Source organism: Autumnicola psychrophila (assembly GCF_031846645.1).
Lineage (GTDB): Bacteria > Bacteroidota > Bacteroidia > Flavobacteriales > Flavobacteriaceae > Autumnicola > Autumnicola psychrophila.
This window is the reverse complement of record NZ_JAVRHN010000009.1, coordinates 57,600-77,186: the sequence shown is the minus strand read 5'-3', so window position 1 is coordinate 77,186 and position 19,587 is coordinate 57,600. Positions and strand designations below refer to the sequence as shown.

Sequence of the window (19,587 nt, the reverse complement as noted above, 5' to 3'; positions counted from 1 at the left end):
AATGGTATTGATAAAAACAAAAATATATATCGGCTTTTTTGCATTATTGGCATTCGCACATTTTGGATATGGGCAGGAGTGGCAGGCAGATCTCGGAAATGGAAACTATAAAAACCCCATCCTTTTTGCCGATTATTCTGATCCCGATGTAATCAGAGTTGGGGACGATTTCTATATGGTAGCTTCAAGTTTTAACACTATGCCCGGAATTCCTGTTTTACATTCCAAGGATTTGGTCAATTGGAAGATTATTAATCATGTATATGACAGTCTACCATTAGAGAAATATGATAAGCCGGCTCACGGAGAAGGTTCGTGGGCACCTTCTATAAGATATCATGATGGAAAATTCTATGTGTATTTCTGCACGCCACACGATGGTCTTTTTGTAGCGATAACGGAAAACCCTGCTGAAGATTGGGATCTGCACTTTATAGAAAAGGTTGAACTTTGGGAAGATCCTTCTCCGCTCTGGGACGATGACGGGAATGCCTATTTGGTGAGGGGTAAACTTAGAGCCGATGTTTTATATTTACACAAAATGAGTCCTGACGGGAAGCAAATCATGGATAATGGAGTGCCAATTTTTAAGGATTTGGAAGAACAACCTGTGATTGAAGGTCCTAAATTTATGAAAAAGGACGGTTACTACTACATTCTCGCTCCTGCAGGAGGTGTGAGTACTGGTTGGCAAACGGTTTTAAGAACCAAAAATATTTACGGACCCTATGAGGATAAAGTGGTTTTACACAAGGGTAATACCGAAATTAACGGACCGCATCAAGGGGGCCTTGTCGAACTAAAATCTGGAGAATGGTGGTTCGTTCATTTTCAAGATCGCGAGGCCTATGGTAGAATTGTTCATTTACAACCCGTCACCTGGAAAGACGGGTGGCCAGAAATGGGGGAAGATCAGAATAGTGACGGTATAGGAGAACCTGTGGCTACTTATAAAAAACCAGATGTAGGAAAAGATTACCCCGTAACTATACCTCAAACTAGCGACGAATTTGAAGGAAATAAACTGGGGTTACAATGGCAATGGCATGCTAATCCTTCAACGGAATGGTATTCGTTCTCTGAAATGGAAGGTTCTCTACGATTATATAATGTAAAAAACCATACCCAATACGGGAATTTCTGGTTCGTAAAGAATTTACTTTTGCAGAAATTCATGTCGCCTTCGTTTACTGCAACCACAAAAGTTACTGCTTCACCCGAACTGGTTGGGGAAAAAAGTGGTCTGGTTATAATGGGTGAAGAATGGGCCTTTTTGGCGGTAGAAAAAACCAAAAATGGATTTGAACTAGGGATGTTCAAAGGAACTTAATATCAGGGATTCGACAAGACAGAGAAAATAAGCTCTTTGGAAATTCCAAATTCTTCTTGTTTTTTACGCGTAGAGGTAGATGAGGTAAATAATTGTATATTTTATTACAGCCTCGATGGTACGGATTATCACGAAATAGGAGAAGATTTTAAGGCGAAAAAGGGAAGGTGGATAGGAGCAAAAGTTGGTTTATTCAGCATTAACCCGAACATTAAGGGAAGTGATGGATATGCGGATTTTGAATGGTTTCGTGTTCAATAAATATTTTTTAATTCAGTTTTTCGGCTCTATCTTCAACAAAACCTTGGAGATGGATAAAAACCTAATATTTAATTTTCACACCTATTCTCCTATCGTAAATAAGTATAGATATTCCTTCTACTTTTAGGAAAAAAGTGTTATTCTGGTTAAAAAAGTGATTTTGTATCAAACAGAATTTCTCTCGATATATTTAAAGACGTTTTTGACCCGTTCTTTTTTATTTTTTAAAACCATATAAGCAGCAGTTTCGCCCATTGCTTTAAAATCGGTACTTATAACCGTTATTCCTAACAATTCTTTTAAGGGAGTCTCATTATATGAAATAACCCCAATATCTCTACCCATTTTTAAACCTTTTGAACGGGTCTGTCTTACAAGGTTTACAAGATCCATTTCTTCAATTGTTATGTAGGTATCTCTGCTTTGCAGTTCCATGTCTTCATAAATCTCATCAAGGATCTCAAAATCAAAGTTGTTTTGAATACAGAATTGGCGAAAGCCATTTAAGATACGACGGGGATATGGATGAACAGATTTGATAGGATATACCAGGATAAGTTTGTCATATTTCTTCAACTTCTCTATAGCTTCTGTTAATGCTTTAAAGATATCTGCCTGAAAATCCTGATAGATAGATCCATAACTCCCTTTGATTTCTGGTTTTGTATTATCAAGTATGACCAGCTTTTCTTTGGGTATTTTTTCCAGTGTATTAAGTACGTCTGCAGTAAAACTCACATGTTGTTGGTGATCATCTTTAAAGTGTGGCATTATAACATAATAGTCATATGCTCCAAGATTCTTTTCGATGGTACGAATGAATAAAGATTCTTCGCAGTGATAAATAGAAAGGTTAACATGGGCATTCACTCCAATGGCGTTTACAAAGGAGTTGTAGATCATCATCTTGTAAGAGCTGGGTTTATTTACCAGGAAGAAAATATTAATCTTAGAGATCAAATCTGTCTTGGTAGTATAATAACCCTTTCCTTTTACAGAGATAATGACTTTTTGTTTCTTTAGTTGCTTGTAAGCTTTTTCAACCGTATCTCTGGACAAATAACAGCTTTCACTTAGTTCATTAATAGAAGGGATTTTCTCGCCAACTTTCAGATTCCCACTGGAAATATCGGCAATTATACAATCTACTATTTGTTTGTATTTTGGAACTCGGGAATTCTCGTTAATCTTTATATCAAAGGTCTGCGTCATAAACAAGAAAAACAGTGTATTTTTTAGGATAGAATTAACATAAAGGTAGTGTAAAAATTTATTCTGAAGGAAAAATAATAAATTTTTTATGGTACAGTACACTACAGGATGGCTGCCTTAAATAAAAAATATATTTTTGGTTACGATGTTAACTTTTAGATAAAATTATGGAAAAAACATTTCACTACGTGGACTATCTCTGGGATGAGAAAAAAGCCGCTGATTTAGGCGATGATCAGGTTGCTTTATTCCTTTACCGGTCTAATATATTAGGAGCCGACTTAAGAATTACCAACTATGGAGGTGGTAATACCAGTTGCAAAACTATAGAGAAGGATCCGCTTACCAATGAAGATGTGGAAGTTATGTGGGTAAAAGGCTCAGGAGGGGATATTGGTACCTTGGATAGATCTGGTATTGCAGGCTTGTATACAGAAAGGCTAAGAGATTTAAAAAATGTTTATAAAGGTCTGGAAGATGAAGATAGAATGGTAGGGCTTTTTAACCATTGCATATACGATTTAAACAGTAAAGCTCCTTCTATAGATACACCTTTACACGGTTTGCTTCCATTTAAGCATATAGATCATCTGCATCCTGACGCACTAATTGCGGTTGCGGCAGCAAAGGATAGTGAGAAAATTACTAAAGAGATTTGGGGAGATACTATGGGCTGGGTACCGTGGCAACGACCGGGTTTTGATCTGGGCCTTCAACTTGAGAAGTGTCTTGCAGATAATCCAGGAATAAGAGGGATTGTGCTTGGAAGTCATGGACTTTTTACCTGGGGTGATACTTCTTATGAATGTTATATCAACAGCCTGGAGGTTATTGAAACAGCTTCAGAATACATTGAAAAGAGAATTAAAGAGAATGGAGAAGTTTTTGGTGGGCAAAAGATCCAAAGCCTTCCTTCAGAAGAAAGAAAAGATAAGGCTGCAAAGCTAATGCCTCTGCTACGGGGTCTTGCTTCTTCAGAAAATAAAATGATTGGTCATTTTACAGATAGCGATACTGTACTGCAGTTTATTAACAGTAATGATCTTGAAAGACTGGCTCCTATGGGAACCTCGTGTCCAGATCATTTTCTTAGGACAAAAATTAAACCCCTTATTCTAAACTTAGATACTTCTGAAGATGTTGAAAATACAGAAGAAGTACTAAAAAAGTTAGAACCTGCTTTTGATCAATATCGTAAGGATTATAAAGAGTACTATGAAAACTGCAAGCACGATAACAGCCCTGCAGTGAGGGATCCAAACCCCGTAATAATAATTTATCCGGGAGTTGGGATGTTCAGTTTTGCAAAGAATAAACAAACAACCCGCGTGGCCAGCGAATTTTATGTGAACGCAATTAATGTAATGCGTGGTGCTGAGGCTATTACTGAATATACTTCGTTACCAAGACAGGAGGCTTTTGATATAGAATATTGGCTTCTGGAAGAGGCAAAACTGAAACGCATGCCTGCTGAGCAACCACTTTCCAGAAGAGTGGCTATTGTAACCGGTGCAGCTGGGGGAATTGGAAAAGCAATTGCTGATAAACTTGTAAAAGAAGGGGCAAACGTAATGCTTACAGATGTGACAGAGGAGGCGCTACAGAAAGCTGTAAAGACTTACAAAAAGGACCAGGTGGCAGGTGCTATTTGTGATGTTACTAAAGAGGACTCTATTGAAGATGCATATAAGCAAGCTTGTTTGGCCTTTGGTGGTGTTGATATTGTTGTGCATTCAGCGGGGTTGGCGATTTCTAAATCCCTGGAATATACGACATTAAAGGATTGGGCATTGCTTCAGGATGTTCTGGTAAAAGGACAGTTCTTAATGGCACAGCAAGGAGTTGCGATTATGAAAAAACAAGGTTTTGGTGGGGATATTGTAAATATTGCCAGTAAGAATGGATTGGTTGCAGGTCCTAATAATGTAGGCTACGGAACGGCAAAAGCAGCGCAGCAGCATATGACTCGTTTACTCGCTGCGGAACTTGGCGGAGATAAAATTCGCGTAAACACTGTAAATCCTGATGGAGTTATCGTAGGAAGTAAGATATGGGAAGGCGAATGGGCTGAAGGTCGCGCCAAGGCTCACGGTATTCCTGTTGAAGATCTACCTAAGCATTACGCTAAAAGGAACCTGTTAAATGAAATTATCCTTCCGGAAGATATTGCCAATGGCGTATTTGTCTGTGTTGGTATTCTTGAAAAAAGTACAGGAAACACCATTAATGTAGATGGAGGAATGGCCAATGCTTTTGTGAGATAAAGAATTAGAATTGGTTAGTTTGTTAGTTAGTCAATACGGCCTTGCAGGTTTTGATCATAATGATGTCAGGACAGTGAGGCCTTATTTTAATTAAAAGATAAGGCATAAAAATGAAAATAAGTACTGATCAAATATCAGCATTAAATAAGAAACAAGAGGATTCCTATAACTCCGAACTGGATTTTTTAAGAAATAAGTTCGCAAAAAGAGGAATTGAAGTTGATGAAATAATTCATAAAGTTGCCGACTTTCAGGTAGCCATTCCCAGCTGGGCGTTGGGTGCAGGAGGAACGCGATTTGGAAGGTTTTCTTTTGGTGGGGAACCTGCTTCTTTAGAACAAAAATTGGACGATATTGGTGTTTTACATGCCCTCACCAAAACGGCAGGTGCGGTTTCTTTACATATTCCCTGGGATATTCCAAGTGATGTAAAGGCTATAAAAGAAGTGGCAAAAAGCCACGGAATTTCTTTTGATGCAATGAATTCTAATACGTTCCAGGATCAGCCTAACGCTAAAGAAACCTATAAGTTTGGCTCTCTAAGTAATACAAATGCTGCCTCCAGGGATTATGCTATTCAGCACAATAAAGATGTTATTAACATTGGAAAGGAGCTTGGATCCAAAAGTTTAACGGTCTGGTTGGCAGATGGTGCTAATTTTCCAGGGCAAAATAACTTCCAAACAGCTTTAAATCATACTGAAAACAGTCTCAAAAGTATTTACAAAACTATGCCCGAAGATTGGAAAATGTTTATTGAATATAAACCTTATGAACCAAACTTTTACAGTACGGTAATTCAGGATTGGGGTACATCTTTTATGCTGTCAAACGCCTGTGGTGAGAGAGCTTACACTCTTGTCGATCTCGGTCATCATTTACCCAACACCAATATCGAACAAATTGTAGCGACCTTAATGCTAAAAGGTAAGCTGGGAGGTTTTCATTTTAATGATAGTAAATATGGAGATGACGATGTTACAGTAGGTTCTATAAAGCCCTATGCATTGTTTCTTATTTTTAATGAGCTGGTCTATGGAATGAAGAATAATCCACAAAACCCGGATTTATCCTGGATGATAGATGCCAGTCATAATACCAAAGATCCTTTGGAAGATCTGCTTCAGTCTTTAGAAGCTATTTTAATAGCCTACACTCAGGCACTTTTGGTAGACCAAAAAGCATTAAAGAATGCGCAGCAGGAGAATGATGTGGTAAAATGTCAGGAGATTTTACAGGATGCCTACCGCACAGATGTTCGTCCTGTATTAAAAGCTGCCCGCGAAAAATCAGGAGCTGCTGTTGATCCGTTACAAGCTTACCGTCAATTTGGTGTTCGGAAGGATCTAATTAAAGAAAGAGGAACAAAAACAATGGCTACAGGATTGTAAAAACTTTTCAGAATGACGAAAATAAAGGTTACAGCCGTTTTTGACATAGGTAAAACCAATAAGAAATTTTTCCTGTTTGATAAGAACTACAAGGAAGTTTTCAGGGAATATACCCGTCTTTCAGAAACCGAAGATGAAGATGGTTACCCGGCAGAAGATATTGAAGAGTTGCGAAAATGGATCAAAACTACTTTTGATTCGATTTTAAAAAAAGAAGAATTTGAAGTAAAAGCAGTTAATTTTTCCTCCTATGGTGCCAGTTTTGTTCATCTGGATCATAACGGTGAAGTACTTACTCCTTTATACAACTATACGAAAACGATTGATGAATCTGTCTCTGATGAATTCTATAACAAGTACGGAGGTGAACTCAAAGTAGCAACCGAAACTGCTTCTCCGCAATCGGGAATGTTGAATTCAGGAATGCAATTGTACTGGATAAAAAAGAAGCGGCCTGAAATTTTTAACGAGATAAGGTACAGCCTTCATCTTCCGCAGTATTTGTCCTATTTTTTCACCGGGATTCCCGTAAGTGATTACACAAGTATTGGCTGCCACACTAATTTATGGAATTATGAGAAGGAAGATTACCACGATTGGGTTTATCAGGAAGAAATAGATAAAGTTCTGGCACCAATAGTTCCGACTTCTGCAAGTATAAATACTTCCTATAAAGGGAAAAAACTTAAGATAGGTGTTGGAATTCATGATAGTTCTTCAGCTTTATTGCCTTATATTTTAAGTAAAAAGAAGCCGTTTTTATTGCTTTCTACAGGAACTTGGAGCATTGCTTTAAATCCTTTTAATTCTGAAAAGCTTTCAGAAGAGGATATTGAAGATAATTGTCTTAATTACCTAAGGGTAGATGGTAAACGGGTGAAAGCCTCCCGTTTTTTTATGGGCAATGAGTATCGTATCCAGGTAGAAATTTTGAGTAAATACTACGAAAAAGAATATGGCTATCATCGCAATGTGAAATTTAATCAGGAGCTTTATCTGGAATTGGTGCAGAAACCTTCCATTTACTTTAAATTTGAAGGGATTTCCCTTAAAAGGAAGCACCTGCACAAAACTGACTTAGAGCCTTTTAAAACTTTTGAAGAAGCATACCATCAGCTAATGATAGAACTAATGGAGCTTCAGATTCAGACAATTACCAAAGCTATTGGCAATTCGAAAATCAACAGGATATATATCGACGGGGGATTTACAGATAATGATGTTTTTATGAAATTGATGTCGCATCATTTTAGTGAATTTAAAATTCTTTCTACTCAGTCACCTTTAGGTTCTGCATTAGGTGCAGCTATGGTCATATCCAAAAGAAAAGTGACCTCTAAATTTTTAAAGGAGAATTACCGGATGAAGAAACTTATGCCGTTATTTCTAAAGTTAAAACATTAGAATTATAATTTATGAAAGTAGGACTTTTTGTTCCGTGTTATATTGATCAGTTCTTTCCCGAAGTTGGAATTGCGACACTTCAGCTCCTGGAAAAACATAATTGTGAAGTCATTTTTCCCGATCAGCAAACCTGTTGTGGGCAACCTATGGCCAATACCGGTATGGAGCAGGAAGGTAAAAAAATATATAATGATTTAGCCGGGTTGTTTGCCGGTTGTGAATATATAGTAGCTCCGTCACCAAGTTGTGTGCACCACATAAGGGCACATTATGATATTGTGGAGCAAACAAAAGAAATTAAAAATCTGCGAAAACAGACGTTCGATATTGTTGAATTTTTGGTGGACATCTTAAAAATCGATCATCTTGAGGCCAGTTTTCCGCATAGGGTCGGCCTGCATCAAAGCTGTCATGGTTTAAGGGGAATGCACCTAGGGAAACCTTCAGAATTAATGAGCGATATACCTTCCAAGTGGGACAAGGTTTTGAAAATGGTTGATGGTATCGACCTTGCTATGCTTAATCGGGCAGACGAATGCTGCGGATTTGGAGGGACTTTTGCGGTTGCAGAAGAAGCCGTTTCAGTAAAAATGGGGAAAGACCGTCTGGCAGATCACAACTCTAATAATGTAGAAGTACTTACTTCTGGAGATATGTCCTGCCTTATGCATTTACAGGGAATAGCTAAAAGACAGAAATCGGGGCCAAAAATCGTTCATATTGCAAATATCTTAAATGGAGATCAATTATGAGCCAGCACTCAAAGAGAGCAGATAATTTTATAAAAGACGAAGCCCGTACAGATTGGCATGATAAGGCATTATGGCATGTGCGTGAAAAGCGCGATGCCAGTGCAGAAAAGCTTCCGGAATGGGAATTGTTGCGTGCAACTGCCTCCCAGGTTAAAGATAATGTCCTGAGTAATCTTGATAATTATCTGGTGCAGTTTGAAGCTGAAGCAAAGAAAAATGGTGTAATTGTCCACTGGGCTGAAGATGCAGCAGATCATAATAATATTATTGGCGAAATTCTGAAAAAACATAACGCCAGGAAAATCGTAAAGAGCAAATCTATGCTTACTGAAGAATGTAAGCTAAATGATTTTCTGGAAGAAAAGGACATCGAAATTATTGATACAGATCTTGGCGAACGTATTATTCAGTTGCGAAAGGAGCCGCCAAGTCATGTGGTTTTGCCGGCTATTCATATTAAGAAAGAAGAAGTAGGCGAACTCTTCCACCAAAAGTTAGGCACCGAAAAAGGCAATTCTGATCCTACATATCTTACTAAAGCAGCACGTACACATTTAAGAAATAAATTTTTTGAAGCAGATGCAGCGATTACCGGGGTCAATTTCGGAATTGCCGAAACAGGAGGAGTGGTCATCTGCACAAACGAAGGAAATGCAGATATGGGGTGTCACTCAGCTCCCGTACAAATCCATTGCATGGGTATAGAAAAGCTGTTGCCAAATGCGGAACATCTTGGTGTTTTCATTCGGCTACTTGCAAGGAGTGCGACAGGCCAGCCGAGTACCATTTATACGTCACATTATCAGAAACCGCGTCCCGGTACAGAAATGCATGTGGTGATTGTCGACAATGGCAGAAGTACCCATTTAGGGAAGGAAGATTTCAGAAATAGTTTGAAATGCATCCGTTGTGGTGCGTGTATGAATACCTGCCCGATTTACAGAAGAAGTGGCGGGCACAGTTACCATTCTACAATTCCCGGGCCTATAGGCGCTATTTTATCTCCGAATAAAAACCTTAAGGAATACAGCGATTTGCCTTTTGCATCTACGCTTTGTGGTTCCTGTAGCGACGTTTGTCCGGTGAAAATCAATATTCATGAGCAGCTGTACAAATGGCGGCAGGAAATTTATAGAAATAACGAACTTTTAAAATCGAAAACAATTCCGCTTAAGATTACAACTAAAGTATTTGAAAATCCTTCAGTATATAATTCTCTGGGCAAATTTGCACGTGGCTCTCTTCGGAATTTACCAAACTTCATGATTTACAACGGGTGGAATGCCTGGGGAAAACAAAGGGATTTACCCGAAGCTCCAAAAGAAGGATTTAAAGAATGGTATAAAAAGAACAGGGATGAGTAAAGCAGCCATTTTAGAGAGGATAAAAAAGAATAAACCGGAATTGGTCGAACTTCCCGATTTATCTGTATTTCAACATGAGGTGCCGCAGGAAAATCTTATTAAGGATTTTATTGAAGTTTCTACGGGAAATATGAGTAATGTAGTGAGTATAATAGATTCTGAAGTTCCCCTGCAGACTTTTCTGAAGGAATTTATTGCTAAAAATTTTCCTTTAGCAACTACTTTTTACGATTTGTCAAGATCTGAAGAACATCCTACGGAAGTAGATTTTACACAAACTCCAGTAGATCTTTTTATTGCTGAAGCAAAGCTTGGTGTAGCAGAAAACGGCGGACTCTGGTTTGATGACAGCATCTTAAAACAACGAATATCGACCTTTGCCTGTGAACATACGTTGATGATCATAGATCATAAGACCATTGTTCCCACAATGCACCAGGCTTATCAAAAAATAAAAATAGCCGAAACCGGATACGGAGTATTTATAGCCGGTCCTTCAAAAACGGCAGATATCGAGCAATCCCTCGTCGTTGGCGCACAAGGCGCGGTAAGTAACACTGTAATTCTAATTTAAAATATGAGTCAGGCCCCCATAGAACAGGAAGTAATTAAAGTTGAAACTTCAGGTGAATTCGAACGGCAGGCCGTTCCCCAATCGCAATGGAAAAGCTGGAAAAGCTTCCTGGGAATGTATGCCGGGGAACACGCTGCCGGAACCGAATTTGTTATTGGTCCACTTTTTTTAACCACCGGGGTTAGTGCTTTCGATTTAATTGTGGGATTGTTCCTGGGTAACTTGCTGGCTGTTCTAAGCTGGAGGTTCCTAACAGCAGAAATCGGCACGAAATTTCGATATACTCTTTACTACCACCTTGAAAAAATTTGCGGAAAGAGGCTGGTTACAGTTTACAACCTTTCCAACGGACTGTTATTTTGTTTCCTGGCAGGAGCCATGATCACCATTTCAGCAACAGCAGTAGGTATTCCTTTTAATATGGAAATGCCACGACTTACCGATACAATGCCTAACAGCGTTACCTGGGTGGTTATTGTTTTATGTATAGGTGCTGTGATTTCTGTAGTTGCAGCCCGTGGGTACAATACAGTGGCTAAGGCAGCGAACTGGATGTCGCCCGTAATAGTATTGGCTTTTGTTGCTTGTGGTGTAGTTTCCCTGGTAAATCTTGAAGTTAGTAGTTTCTCTGATTTTTGGAACATTTGGGGCGAAGGCAGTGAACCTTTTCCAGGCCAGATAAAATATACATTCTGGCATGTGCTTTTATGGTCCTGGTTTGCCAATGCTGCAATGCATGTTGGAATGTCTGACTTATCTGTTTTTCGGTATGCTGAAAAACCTTCGGTAGGATGGACTACTGCAGCCGGAATTTACATTGGCCACTATATCGCCTGGATTTCTGCTGCATTATTATACGCAGTTTATTTAAAGTCACCAGAGGCTCAGGTCTTTTTAAGTAATGGAGAAGCTCCACCGGTAGCTCCCGGCCCCCTTGCTTATGAGGCGATAGGAGTCTTCGGGATCCTGGCAGTTATTCTGGCAGGCTGGACTACCGCAAATCCAACAATATACAGAGCAGGCCTGGCATTTCAGGCCGTGATTCCAAAAACATCTACCTTTTGGGTAACCATAATTGCCGGAACAGTAGCTACTATAGCTGGATTATTCCCTGCTTTTGCAATGAAATTACTCGATTTTGTGGCTCTTTATGGTTTTATTTTAGCACCAATAGGAGCAGTAATTGTCTTTGAATATTTCTTCGGGAAAAAATTCGGGATACAATCTTTTTATGCTGAAAAAACAGGAATTAAATTTAACCAGGCAGTATTCTGGGCGTGGCTAATCAGTTTCGCAGTTTTCTATACCATCTCTGTCCAGTTTGATGTTTTTCTTTCATTCCTAACATTGCCCGCATGGATATGTTGCGGAATATTATTCCTGTTAATCAGTAAGTTCTATCAGAAAAAGGTTAGTAATTAGTTGATTTTATGTAATATATTTCGACTATCTATATGTGAATTTTTTCTGTAGGTATTGAAAAACCGGTACATGGCGGAGGAGATAAGCGTCAACTTGATCAGGTTTTTACACATTCGGATAAAAATCTTTATGTGCTGCAGATTGCGTGACCGAGCAATGTTTTAATTGGAGTGGCAGCAAGACACAGTATTGAAACAGGTAATTCAATCAGGATAGAGGATCTGACAAATATAAAATAATGGAGTCCGGGAGAGGAGCCGGATAAGGCTTAGCTTTTTAAATCTTTATCAACATTTAGCCAATGGTCGTTTTTTGCAAGACTAGTCTCAGGTATGTGCAGGATACTTTTTTTAATTAGAAAATTGATCTTGCTTTTATAATTCGCAGCAGATTTTAGCTGACGTTAATTCGATAATATGAGTTTTGGAGTAGTCATAGATTCAGAATTTGGAAATAAAAGCTTCTTCTTAAAATTTCAGCAAGAAGAAATGAGCTGGTGGCACCCAAGTATTATTCAAATGAGGCCAATATTGGAAATAACTTCAGATCAGGGTGAAAATGATCATATTTTCCTTCAGATTAGAAATATTTCAGAAGAAAATATTGAAGGTGAGCTGATTTTGGGTATCGGAAAGGCAGAAAAGTGGAAAACATCAGCTTAAAGGCAAATAAACTACTTCAGTAGCCATTTTTACAGAAAATTTAATGCAGGGAACTAATAAAATCGAAATCAGTACAGGGAATTATGAGGTTATGGAATTAACTTTCCAGAATTGCGATATACGCACCCCTAAAAATGTCAATTTTCGGCATAAAGATCTCACTTCGGCTTTTAATGCACAGGTAACCGAAATTTTTCAGCAGGATTATGTGAGCCCCCAGCCTGTTTCACCTTCTCTGCAACTTCCAATTACCGGAAATAGCTATTGTTCTGATGAGTGTTACCTATGCGAATAGAAGCCATAATTAATTTTAATGACCTTATTTAGTATGAAAAATTCAGGAAATCATTTTATTGCTTTTTTGTTCTGTAGCCTTTCAGTTTTTGCACAGAACAAGATTGACAGAAAGGCGGTGGTTAGTCGTCATAACGTAAAGGTAAATGTTGTAGATACCCTGGCTTCCCTTTCTGTGGGAAACGGTTCTTTTGCTTTTACCGTCGATGCTATGGGTTTGCAAACGTTTCCCGATCATTATAAAAACGGAATACCGCTGGGTACGCAATCAGACTGGGGCTGGGACAGTTTTTCAAATGAAAATAACTACCGATTTGAAGAAACTCTGGAAGATTATGATCAAAATGGCAGAAAGGTATCCTACAGTGTTCAGCCTAAAACTCCCGAGAGGGCAGCAAAAGCCACTGAATATTTTAGATCGAATCCGCACCGTTTGCAGTTGGGGAATCTGGGTTTTGAGCTTTATAAAAAGAACGGAGCAAAGGTAAAACCTGAAGATATTACAATTATCGATCAAACGTTGAATCTTTGGACGGGTAAAATTGAAAGCCTTTTTAAAGTTGAAGGTGTTCCTGTTACTGTTGAAACTGTTTCTCATCAGGAAGAAGATGTGGTTGGTGTAAGAATTAAATCGGATCTTATAGAGCGGGAACAACTAAAAATAAGGCTGAGGATTCCATATCCTACCGGAGAATGGATGGATACAGGGACAAAATGGGAAGGCAATCAGAATTACAAAAGCAGTTTATCTCAAAAGGACAAACATGAAGCTGTTATTTCCCATAAAATGGATTCTATTCATTACCAGATAGGTCTTGCGTGGGAAGGTAAAGCAGAAATATCTGAAGAAAGTTCACATTATTTTGTGCTGCAACCTTAAGGAAGTGATACTTTTTCCTTCAGCTGTAAATTCAGCAATAAGAATATAACGGAAAATCCTTCATTTTCTTCCGTAGAAGAGAGCAGTGAAAAAGGCTGGAAAAATTTTTGGGAGAACGGGGGAGCAGTAGATTTTTCTGAATGTAAAGATAGTCGTGCAAAGGAACTGGAAAGACGGGTAATTCTTTCTCAGTATTTAACCAAATTGCAGTGTACCGGCGAAATGCCACCACAGGAAACCGGGCTTACTTACAACAGCTGGTATGGAAAGCCGCACCTGGAAATGCACTGGTGGCACGGAGTTCATTTTCCATTATGGGGAAGACCAAAATTGCTGGAAAAAAGTCTGCCCTGGTATGACAAAGCTTTTAGCAAAGCCAGGAAAATTGCCGAGCGGCAGGGATTTGAAGGAGTGCGATGGCAAAAAATGACCGATTCCTATGGAGATGAAGGTCCATCTTCTGTTGGTGCATTTCTTATTTGGCAACAACCGCATTTTATTACCTATGCAGAACTAATGTACAGGGCAAATTCCACAAAGGCAACGCTGGAAGAATATAAAGAACGTATTTATGCAACGGCAGATTTCATGGCTTCTTTTGCATATTACAATCCGGAGAAAAACAGCTATGATTTAGGCCCACCGTTAATTCCTGCCCAGGAGCGTTTTGAAAAAACAGAAACTTATAACCCTACGTATGAATTGGCTTACTGGCAGTGGGCTTTAAAGGCTGCCTTAAAGTGGAAGGAACGTTTAAACGAAAATAAAAATCAGCATTGGATAAAAGTGGCAGAAAACCTTTCGCCTTTACCTGTTCAGGAAAATGTTTACCTGGCTACCGAAAGTGCAGCGGATTCTTATATAAATCCAGAATATAAAACCGATCACCCTTCAGTTTTAGCTGCTTATGGAATGTTGCCGGATACAGATTTGCTGGATCTGGAAATCATGGAGACCACCTTTGAAAAAGTATGGAAGGTTTGGTCCTGGGAAGAAACCTGGGGCTGGGATTTCCCGATGACGGCTATGACTGCAGCAAGGCTGGGGCAACCGGAAAAGGCTGTAGATGCTTTATTTATGGATGTGCAAACCAATACTTATTTAAAAAATGGTCATAATTATCAGAATGAACGGCTTAGGCTTTATCTACCGGGTAATGGTGGGTTGCTCACTGCAGTAGCGATGATGTGTGCCGGTTGGGATGGAAGCACAGAAAGAAATCCTGGGTTTCCGGATGACGGGAATTGGGAGGTGAAATGGGAAGGTCTTGTGAAGATGCCATAAAATGCATCCCAGGCAAAATATTTATATAAAAAAAGAGTTTTTAATAACGAATCCAGTTTCATGAGGTAAGAATAGTTCAATTTTGGTGTAAAAAAGTTACGATTAATTGATGAATTCGTTTTTTTGTTTATATTTGTGTAATCGATTACATTTTTTGGTAATGTTCAGTTAATTTCTTAATATGTTCGATGAACTTTTCAGGGCTGTACAGGGTGCTTAATATTACACTGTCTGAGAATTTACTGAAAAGTGATTTTATCCAAAAAATTTTTCAGAATTAACCAAAAATTAAAAAATTATGACAAACTCAGAATTTCGATACGCACATCATCCGGAAGATGTAAAAAGATACACCACAGATGAGCTTCGGAACCATTTTCTAATTCCGGAAATCTTTAAGAAGAATGAAATTAACTTAACTTATACGATGTATGACCGTTTTATCGCGGGTGGAGCTTTTCCTGTAGATAAAGCTGTAAAGCTGGAAACCATAGATTACCTTAAATCTGAAAATTTCCTTGATCGTCGTGAACTTGGGGTCATTAATGTTGGTGGGACCGGAAAGGTTACTGTAGATGGAGAGGTTTATGAACTTGGTCATAAAGAAGCCTTATATGTAGGCCAGGGAAATAAAGAGGTTATTTTTGAAAAATCTGGAAATGAACAACCTTATTTTTATCTCAATTCTGCTCCTGCCCATAAAGCTTATCCTACTAAAAAAGTAAGTAAGGAAGACGCTGAGGTGGTAGAGTTGGGAGATTCAAAATATTGCAATAAGCGTGTTTTAAATAAATTGATTGTAAATAGTATTGTTGAAACTTGCCAGCTACAGATGGGAATGACAGAGCTGGTAGAAGGAAACATCTGGAATACCATGCCTCCACATACACATAGTAGGAGAATGGAAGTATATTTCTATTTCGATTTGGAAGAAGATCAAAACATCAGTCACTATATGGGACAACCTCAGGAAACCCGTCATATTTTCTTGCAGAACCACCAGGCGGTAATTTCTCCGGAATGGTCTATTCATGCTGGTGCAGGAACATCTAATTATACTTTTATCTGGGGAATGGCCGGTGAAAATCTGGATTATGGCGATATGGATAAAGTAGCTGTAAACGAATTGAAATAGTAGAAAGTATGAAGATGTTTAATTTAGAAGGTAAGACAGCTTTAGTAACCGGCTGTAAAAGAGGAATAGGATTCGCAATGGCCGAAGCCTTAGCCGAAGCCGGAGCAAATATTTTAGGAGTATCAGCTTCTTTGGAAACTGAAGGTTCCGAAATTGGTAAAGCCGTAGAAGCTAAAGGAAGAACCTTCCAGGGCTACCAATGTGACTTTTCAGATAGAAAATCCCTCTATGCTTTTATTGAACAAGTGAAATCTGAGCATTCTCAAATTGATATTTTGGTCAACAATGCAGGAACTATAATGAGAGCACCTGCCGCAGAACATTCTGACGAATACTGGGATAAAGTGATTGAGGTAAATCAAAATGCGCAGTTCATACTTACCAGGGAAATTGGAAAGGAAATGCTGAAAAGAGGAAGCGGAAAGGTTATATTCACAGCTTCTCTGCTTACTTTCCAGGGAGGAATTACCGTACCTGGTTATGCTGCTTCCAAAGGAGCAATTGGCCAGTTAACAATGGCTTTTTCTAATGAATGGGCATCCAAAGGAGTGCAGGTAAATGCAATTGCTCCTGGGTATATTGCTACGGACAATACTCAAGCCCTTCGCGATAATGAAGAGAGAAGTGAAAGCATTTTATCCAGGATCCCTGCAGGAAGATGGGGTGAGCCGGAAGATTTTAAAGGCCCCATTATTTTTCTTGCGTCGCAAGCCAGTAACTATATGAGCGGTTCGGTTATGGTGGTAGATGGTGGATGGATGGGCAGGTAAGATCGATAATTACCAAATTTCCTGCTTCGCTTAAAAGCGTATCTATGTCCGTATCGGAAGAGAATTAATTAAGTATAAAACCCTGAAATGAAGAATAAAACATTTATAAATGATAACTTTTTGCTGCAAAGCAAATATGCCCAAGAACTTTATCACAAATATTCGGCTGATCAGCCCATAATAGATTACCACAACCATTTATCTCCAAAAGATATTGCTGAAGATCGCAGTTTTGACAATATTACTCAGGTGTGGTTGGCAGGAGACCATTACAAGTGGCGTGCCATGCGTACTTTAGGAGTGGATGAAAAGTATATTACCGGAAATGCTTCAGATAAGGAGAAGTTTCTTGCATGGGCGAGGACGGTTCCGTATACATTAAGGAATCCACTTTATCACTGGACTCATCTTGAATTAAAAAGATACTTCGGAATTGATGAATTGCTAAATGAAGATTCCGCAGAACGTATTTATGAAGCTGTAAACAAACAATTGCAGCAACCGGAATTTTCTTCTCGTGGACTGCTGAAAAAGATGAATGTGGAGACGGTTTGCACTACTGAAGATCCTATAGATAACCTTGAATATCATCAAAAACTGTCAAAAAGCGACTTCAGTATTAAATTGAGTACTGCTTTTCGCCCTGATAAGTCTGTGATGATCGAGGCAGAAGGTTATAATGACTACCTCAATAAGTTGGGTGAAGTAGCTAATATGGAGATTGATTCTTTTGAAGATCTGCAAAAAGCGCTTCGTAAGCGTATTGAGTATTTTGATGCTAACGGTTGTAAACTTTGTGATCACGGTCTTAACTATGTCTCTTTCGAGAAATTTACTGAAGAAGAAATTGCTGGTATTTTCAGAAAGAGCAGGGAAGGAGAAGCTATTTCAGAATTGGAAGCTGAAAAGTTTAAGACAGCTATTTTGCTGTATCTATGTGAGACTTACCATGAATTTGGCTGGGTACAGCAATTTCATCTTGGTGCCTTAAGAAACAACAACAAAAGAATGCTGGCACAGCTTGGTCCTGATACTGGTTGGGATTCTATTTCAGATTACAGTCAGGCGGAAAATTTATCTAAATTTTTGGATACGTTAGACGGAAAAGACAAGCTTACCAAAACGATCCTTTATAATCTTAATCCTTCTGATAACGAGATTTTTGCGACGATGATCGGGAATTTTAATGATGGAAGTGTAAAAGGAAAGGTACAACTTGGTTCCGGATGGTGGTTTTTAGATCAAAAAGATGGAATGGAAAGACAAATGAATGCTTTGTCTAATATGGGACTAATAAGTTGCTTTATTGGGATGCTTACTGATTCCAGAAGTTTTCTGTCTTTCCCAAGGCATGAGTATTTTAGAAGAGTTTTATGTAACTTGTTCGGCGAAGAAATGGAAACTGGCGAACTACCTGATGATATAGAGTTGGTTGGGAAAACTATTGCAGATATTAGTTACCATAATGCCAAAGAATACTTTGAATTTTAATAGTAAGAGACAATTAATTTATAATAATGAACCAGAATAGTATGAAAAAAGTAGTTACATTCGGTGAGATAATGCTTCGTCTGGCACCTCCTGAATTTTTAAGATTTTCTCAGGCAAACAATTTTGACGTGGTATACGGTGGTGGCGAATCTAACGTGGCAGTTTCTCTTGCCAATTATGGAGTGCCGGTAGATTTTGTTACACGCTTGCCTAAGAATGATATTGGAGAGTGTGCTTTAATGGAAATGCGTAAAAGGAATGTTGGAGTAGATAAAATTGTATTTGGAGGCGATCGCCTGGGGATATATTTCCTGGAAACCGGTGCAGTTAACCGTGGTAGTAAGGTGGTGTATGATCGTGCCCATTCGGCCATAGCTGAAATTGAGAAAGGAATGATTAATTGGCAGGAAGTTTTTGATGGAGCTGATTGGTTTCATTGGACCGGGATTACTCCTGCAATTTCTCAAGGTGCGGCAGATGTATGCCTGGAAGCTGTAAAGGCTGCTAAAGATTTAGGTCTTACTGTTTCCACAGATTTAAACTATCGAGCAAAATTGTGGAAATATGGAGTGGAGCCTGAAGGCATAATGACAGAGCTTACTTCTTATTGCGATATCGTTTTAGGAAATGAAGAAGATGCTGAAAAGCATTTTGGAATAAAGCCTGAAGGTTTGGACATTACTACTCAGGGTGAAAACGTAAAAGCAGAAGCCTTTTTGTCTGTTTGTCAACAGATGATGGAAAAATTTCCAAATGCCAAAAAAGTAATTACTACGTTGCGTGGCTCTATTTCAGCTTCTCACAACACCTGGGCCGGAGTGCTTTACGACGGGAAAACCATGTTGAAATCACCTGAATATAATATTACTCATATTGTGGATCGAGTAGGAGGAGGAGATTCCTTTATGGCAGGGTTAATTTATGGCTTATTACAATATCCTGATGATGATCAGAATGCATTGAATTTCGCAGTAGCTGCATCAGCATTAAAGCATACCATTAAAGGAGATGCGAATCTTGCGACTATTGATGAAGTTAAAAAATTAATGGGAGGAGACGCCTCAGGACGTGTTTCCAGATAACAGAAATATAGAAAT

General features: G+C 38.7%; 16 protein-coding genes and 1 pseudogene. 16 read left to right on the top strand and 1 reads right to left on the bottom strand.

All coding sequences use genetic code 11. The annotated features are described in order from the left end of the window. Position 1 precedes the first annotated feature (1 nt). A pseudogene (locus tag RM541_RS12655) lies at positions 2-1,591 on the top strand (glycoside hydrolase family 43 protein). A gap of 165 nt (positions 1,592-1,756) precedes the next feature. On the opposite strand, the gene RM541_RS12650 reads toward RM541_RS12655, so the two are convergent. Then, complete coding sequence (locus tag RM541_RS12650; RefSeq protein ID WP_311500510.1) at positions 1,757-2,803, bottom strand: GntR family transcriptional regulator; 1,047 nt, start codon at positions 2,801-2,803, stop codon at positions 1,757-1,759. A gap of 167 nt (positions 2,804-2,970) precedes the next feature. Between RM541_RS12650 and RM541_RS12645 the strand changes: the two genes are divergently transcribed. From RM541_RS12645 to RM541_RS12575, 15 genes are all read left to right on the top strand, one after another. Continuing rightward, on the top strand, positions 2,971-5,067 hold the full coding sequence (locus RM541_RS12645; protein ID WP_311500509.1) for a bifunctional aldolase/short-chain dehydrogenase: 2,097 nt from the start codon (positions 2,971-2,973) through the stop codon (positions 5,065-5,067). 110 nt (positions 5,068-5,177) lie between these two features. Beyond that, complete coding sequence (locus RM541_RS12640) at positions 5,178-6,458, top strand: sugar isomerase (protein WP_311500508.1); 1,281 nt, start codon at positions 5,178-5,180, stop codon at positions 6,456-6,458. A 12-nt stretch (positions 6,459-6,470) separates the two neighbouring features. Continuing rightward, positions 6,471-7,862, top strand: a complete 1,392-nt coding sequence (locus tag RM541_RS12635; protein WP_311500507.1) for an FGGY-family carbohydrate kinase — start codon at positions 6,471-6,473, stop codon at positions 7,860-7,862. An 11-nt stretch (positions 7,863-7,873) separates the two neighbouring features. Beyond that, positions 7,874-8,614 (top strand): (Fe-S)-binding protein, encoded by a 741-nt coding sequence (locus RM541_RS12630; RefSeq protein WP_311500506.1) that lies wholly within the window; start codon positions 7,874-7,876, stop codon positions 8,612-8,614. Next, positions 8,611-9,978: a lactate utilization protein B gene (locus RM541_RS12625; protein WP_311500505.1), complete on the top strand. Its 1,368-nt coding sequence runs from the start codon at positions 8,611-8,613 to the stop codon at positions 9,976-9,978. The genes RM541_RS12630 and RM541_RS12625 overlap by 4 nt, the downstream gene beginning before the upstream one ends. Further along, a complete protein-coding gene (locus RM541_RS12620) occupies positions 9,971-10,552 on the top strand; it encodes a LutC/YkgG family protein (protein ID WP_311500504.1) in 582 nt (193 codons plus the stop codon). Before RM541_RS12625 ends, RM541_RS12620 begins: the two co-directional genes overlap by 8 nt. Before the next feature lie 3 nt (positions 10,553-10,555). After that, a complete protein-coding gene (locus tag RM541_RS12615; RefSeq protein WP_311500503.1) occupies positions 10,556-11,974 on the top strand; it encodes a purine-cytosine permease family protein in 1,419 nt (472 codons plus the stop codon). A gap of 416 nt (positions 11,975-12,390) precedes the next feature. Beyond that, positions 12,391-12,636 (top strand): hypothetical protein, encoded by a 246-nt coding sequence (locus RM541_RS12610; protein WP_311500502.1) that lies wholly within the window; start codon positions 12,391-12,393, stop codon positions 12,634-12,636. A gap of 43 nt (positions 12,637-12,679) precedes the next feature. After that, positions 12,680-12,931 (top strand): hypothetical protein, encoded by a 252-nt coding sequence (locus tag RM541_RS12605; RefSeq protein WP_311500501.1) that lies wholly within the window; start codon positions 12,680-12,682, stop codon positions 12,929-12,931. 33 nt (positions 12,932-12,964) lie between these two features. Next, complete coding sequence (locus RM541_RS12600; protein ID WP_311500500.1) at positions 12,965-13,810, top strand: hypothetical protein; 846 nt, start codon at positions 12,965-12,967, stop codon at positions 13,808-13,810. Positions 13,811-14,014: 204 nt separating this feature from the next. Beyond that, positions 14,015-15,094: a hypothetical protein gene (locus RM541_RS12595; RefSeq protein WP_311500499.1), complete on the top strand. Its 1,080-nt coding sequence runs from the start codon at positions 14,015-14,017 to the stop codon at positions 15,092-15,094. 298 nt (positions 15,095-15,392) lie between these two features. Further along, positions 15,393-16,229, top strand: a complete 837-nt coding sequence (gene kduI / locus RM541_RS12590) for a 5-dehydro-4-deoxy-D-glucuronate isomerase (RefSeq protein ID WP_311500498.1) — start codon at positions 15,393-15,395, stop codon at positions 16,227-16,229. 8 nt (positions 16,230-16,237) lie between these two features. Next, positions 16,238-16,999, top strand: coding sequence for an SDR family NAD(P)-dependent oxidoreductase (locus RM541_RS12585; RefSeq protein WP_311500497.1), 762 nt, complete (start codon positions 16,238-16,240; stop codon positions 16,997-16,999). Positions 17,000-17,086: 87 nt separating this feature from the next. Continuing rightward, a complete protein-coding gene (gene uxaC / locus RM541_RS12580) occupies positions 17,087-18,490 on the top strand; it encodes a glucuronate isomerase (RefSeq protein WP_311500496.1) in 1,404 nt (467 codons plus the stop codon). A gap of 41 nt (positions 18,491-18,531) precedes the next feature. Further along, positions 18,532-19,572 carry a PfkB family carbohydrate kinase gene (locus RM541_RS12575; RefSeq protein WP_311500495.1) on the top strand — a complete coding sequence of 347 codons (1,041 nt, stop codon included), beginning with the start codon at positions 18,532-18,534 and terminating at the stop codon, positions 19,570-19,572. The last annotated feature ends 15 nt before the right edge of the window (positions 19,573-19,587 follow it).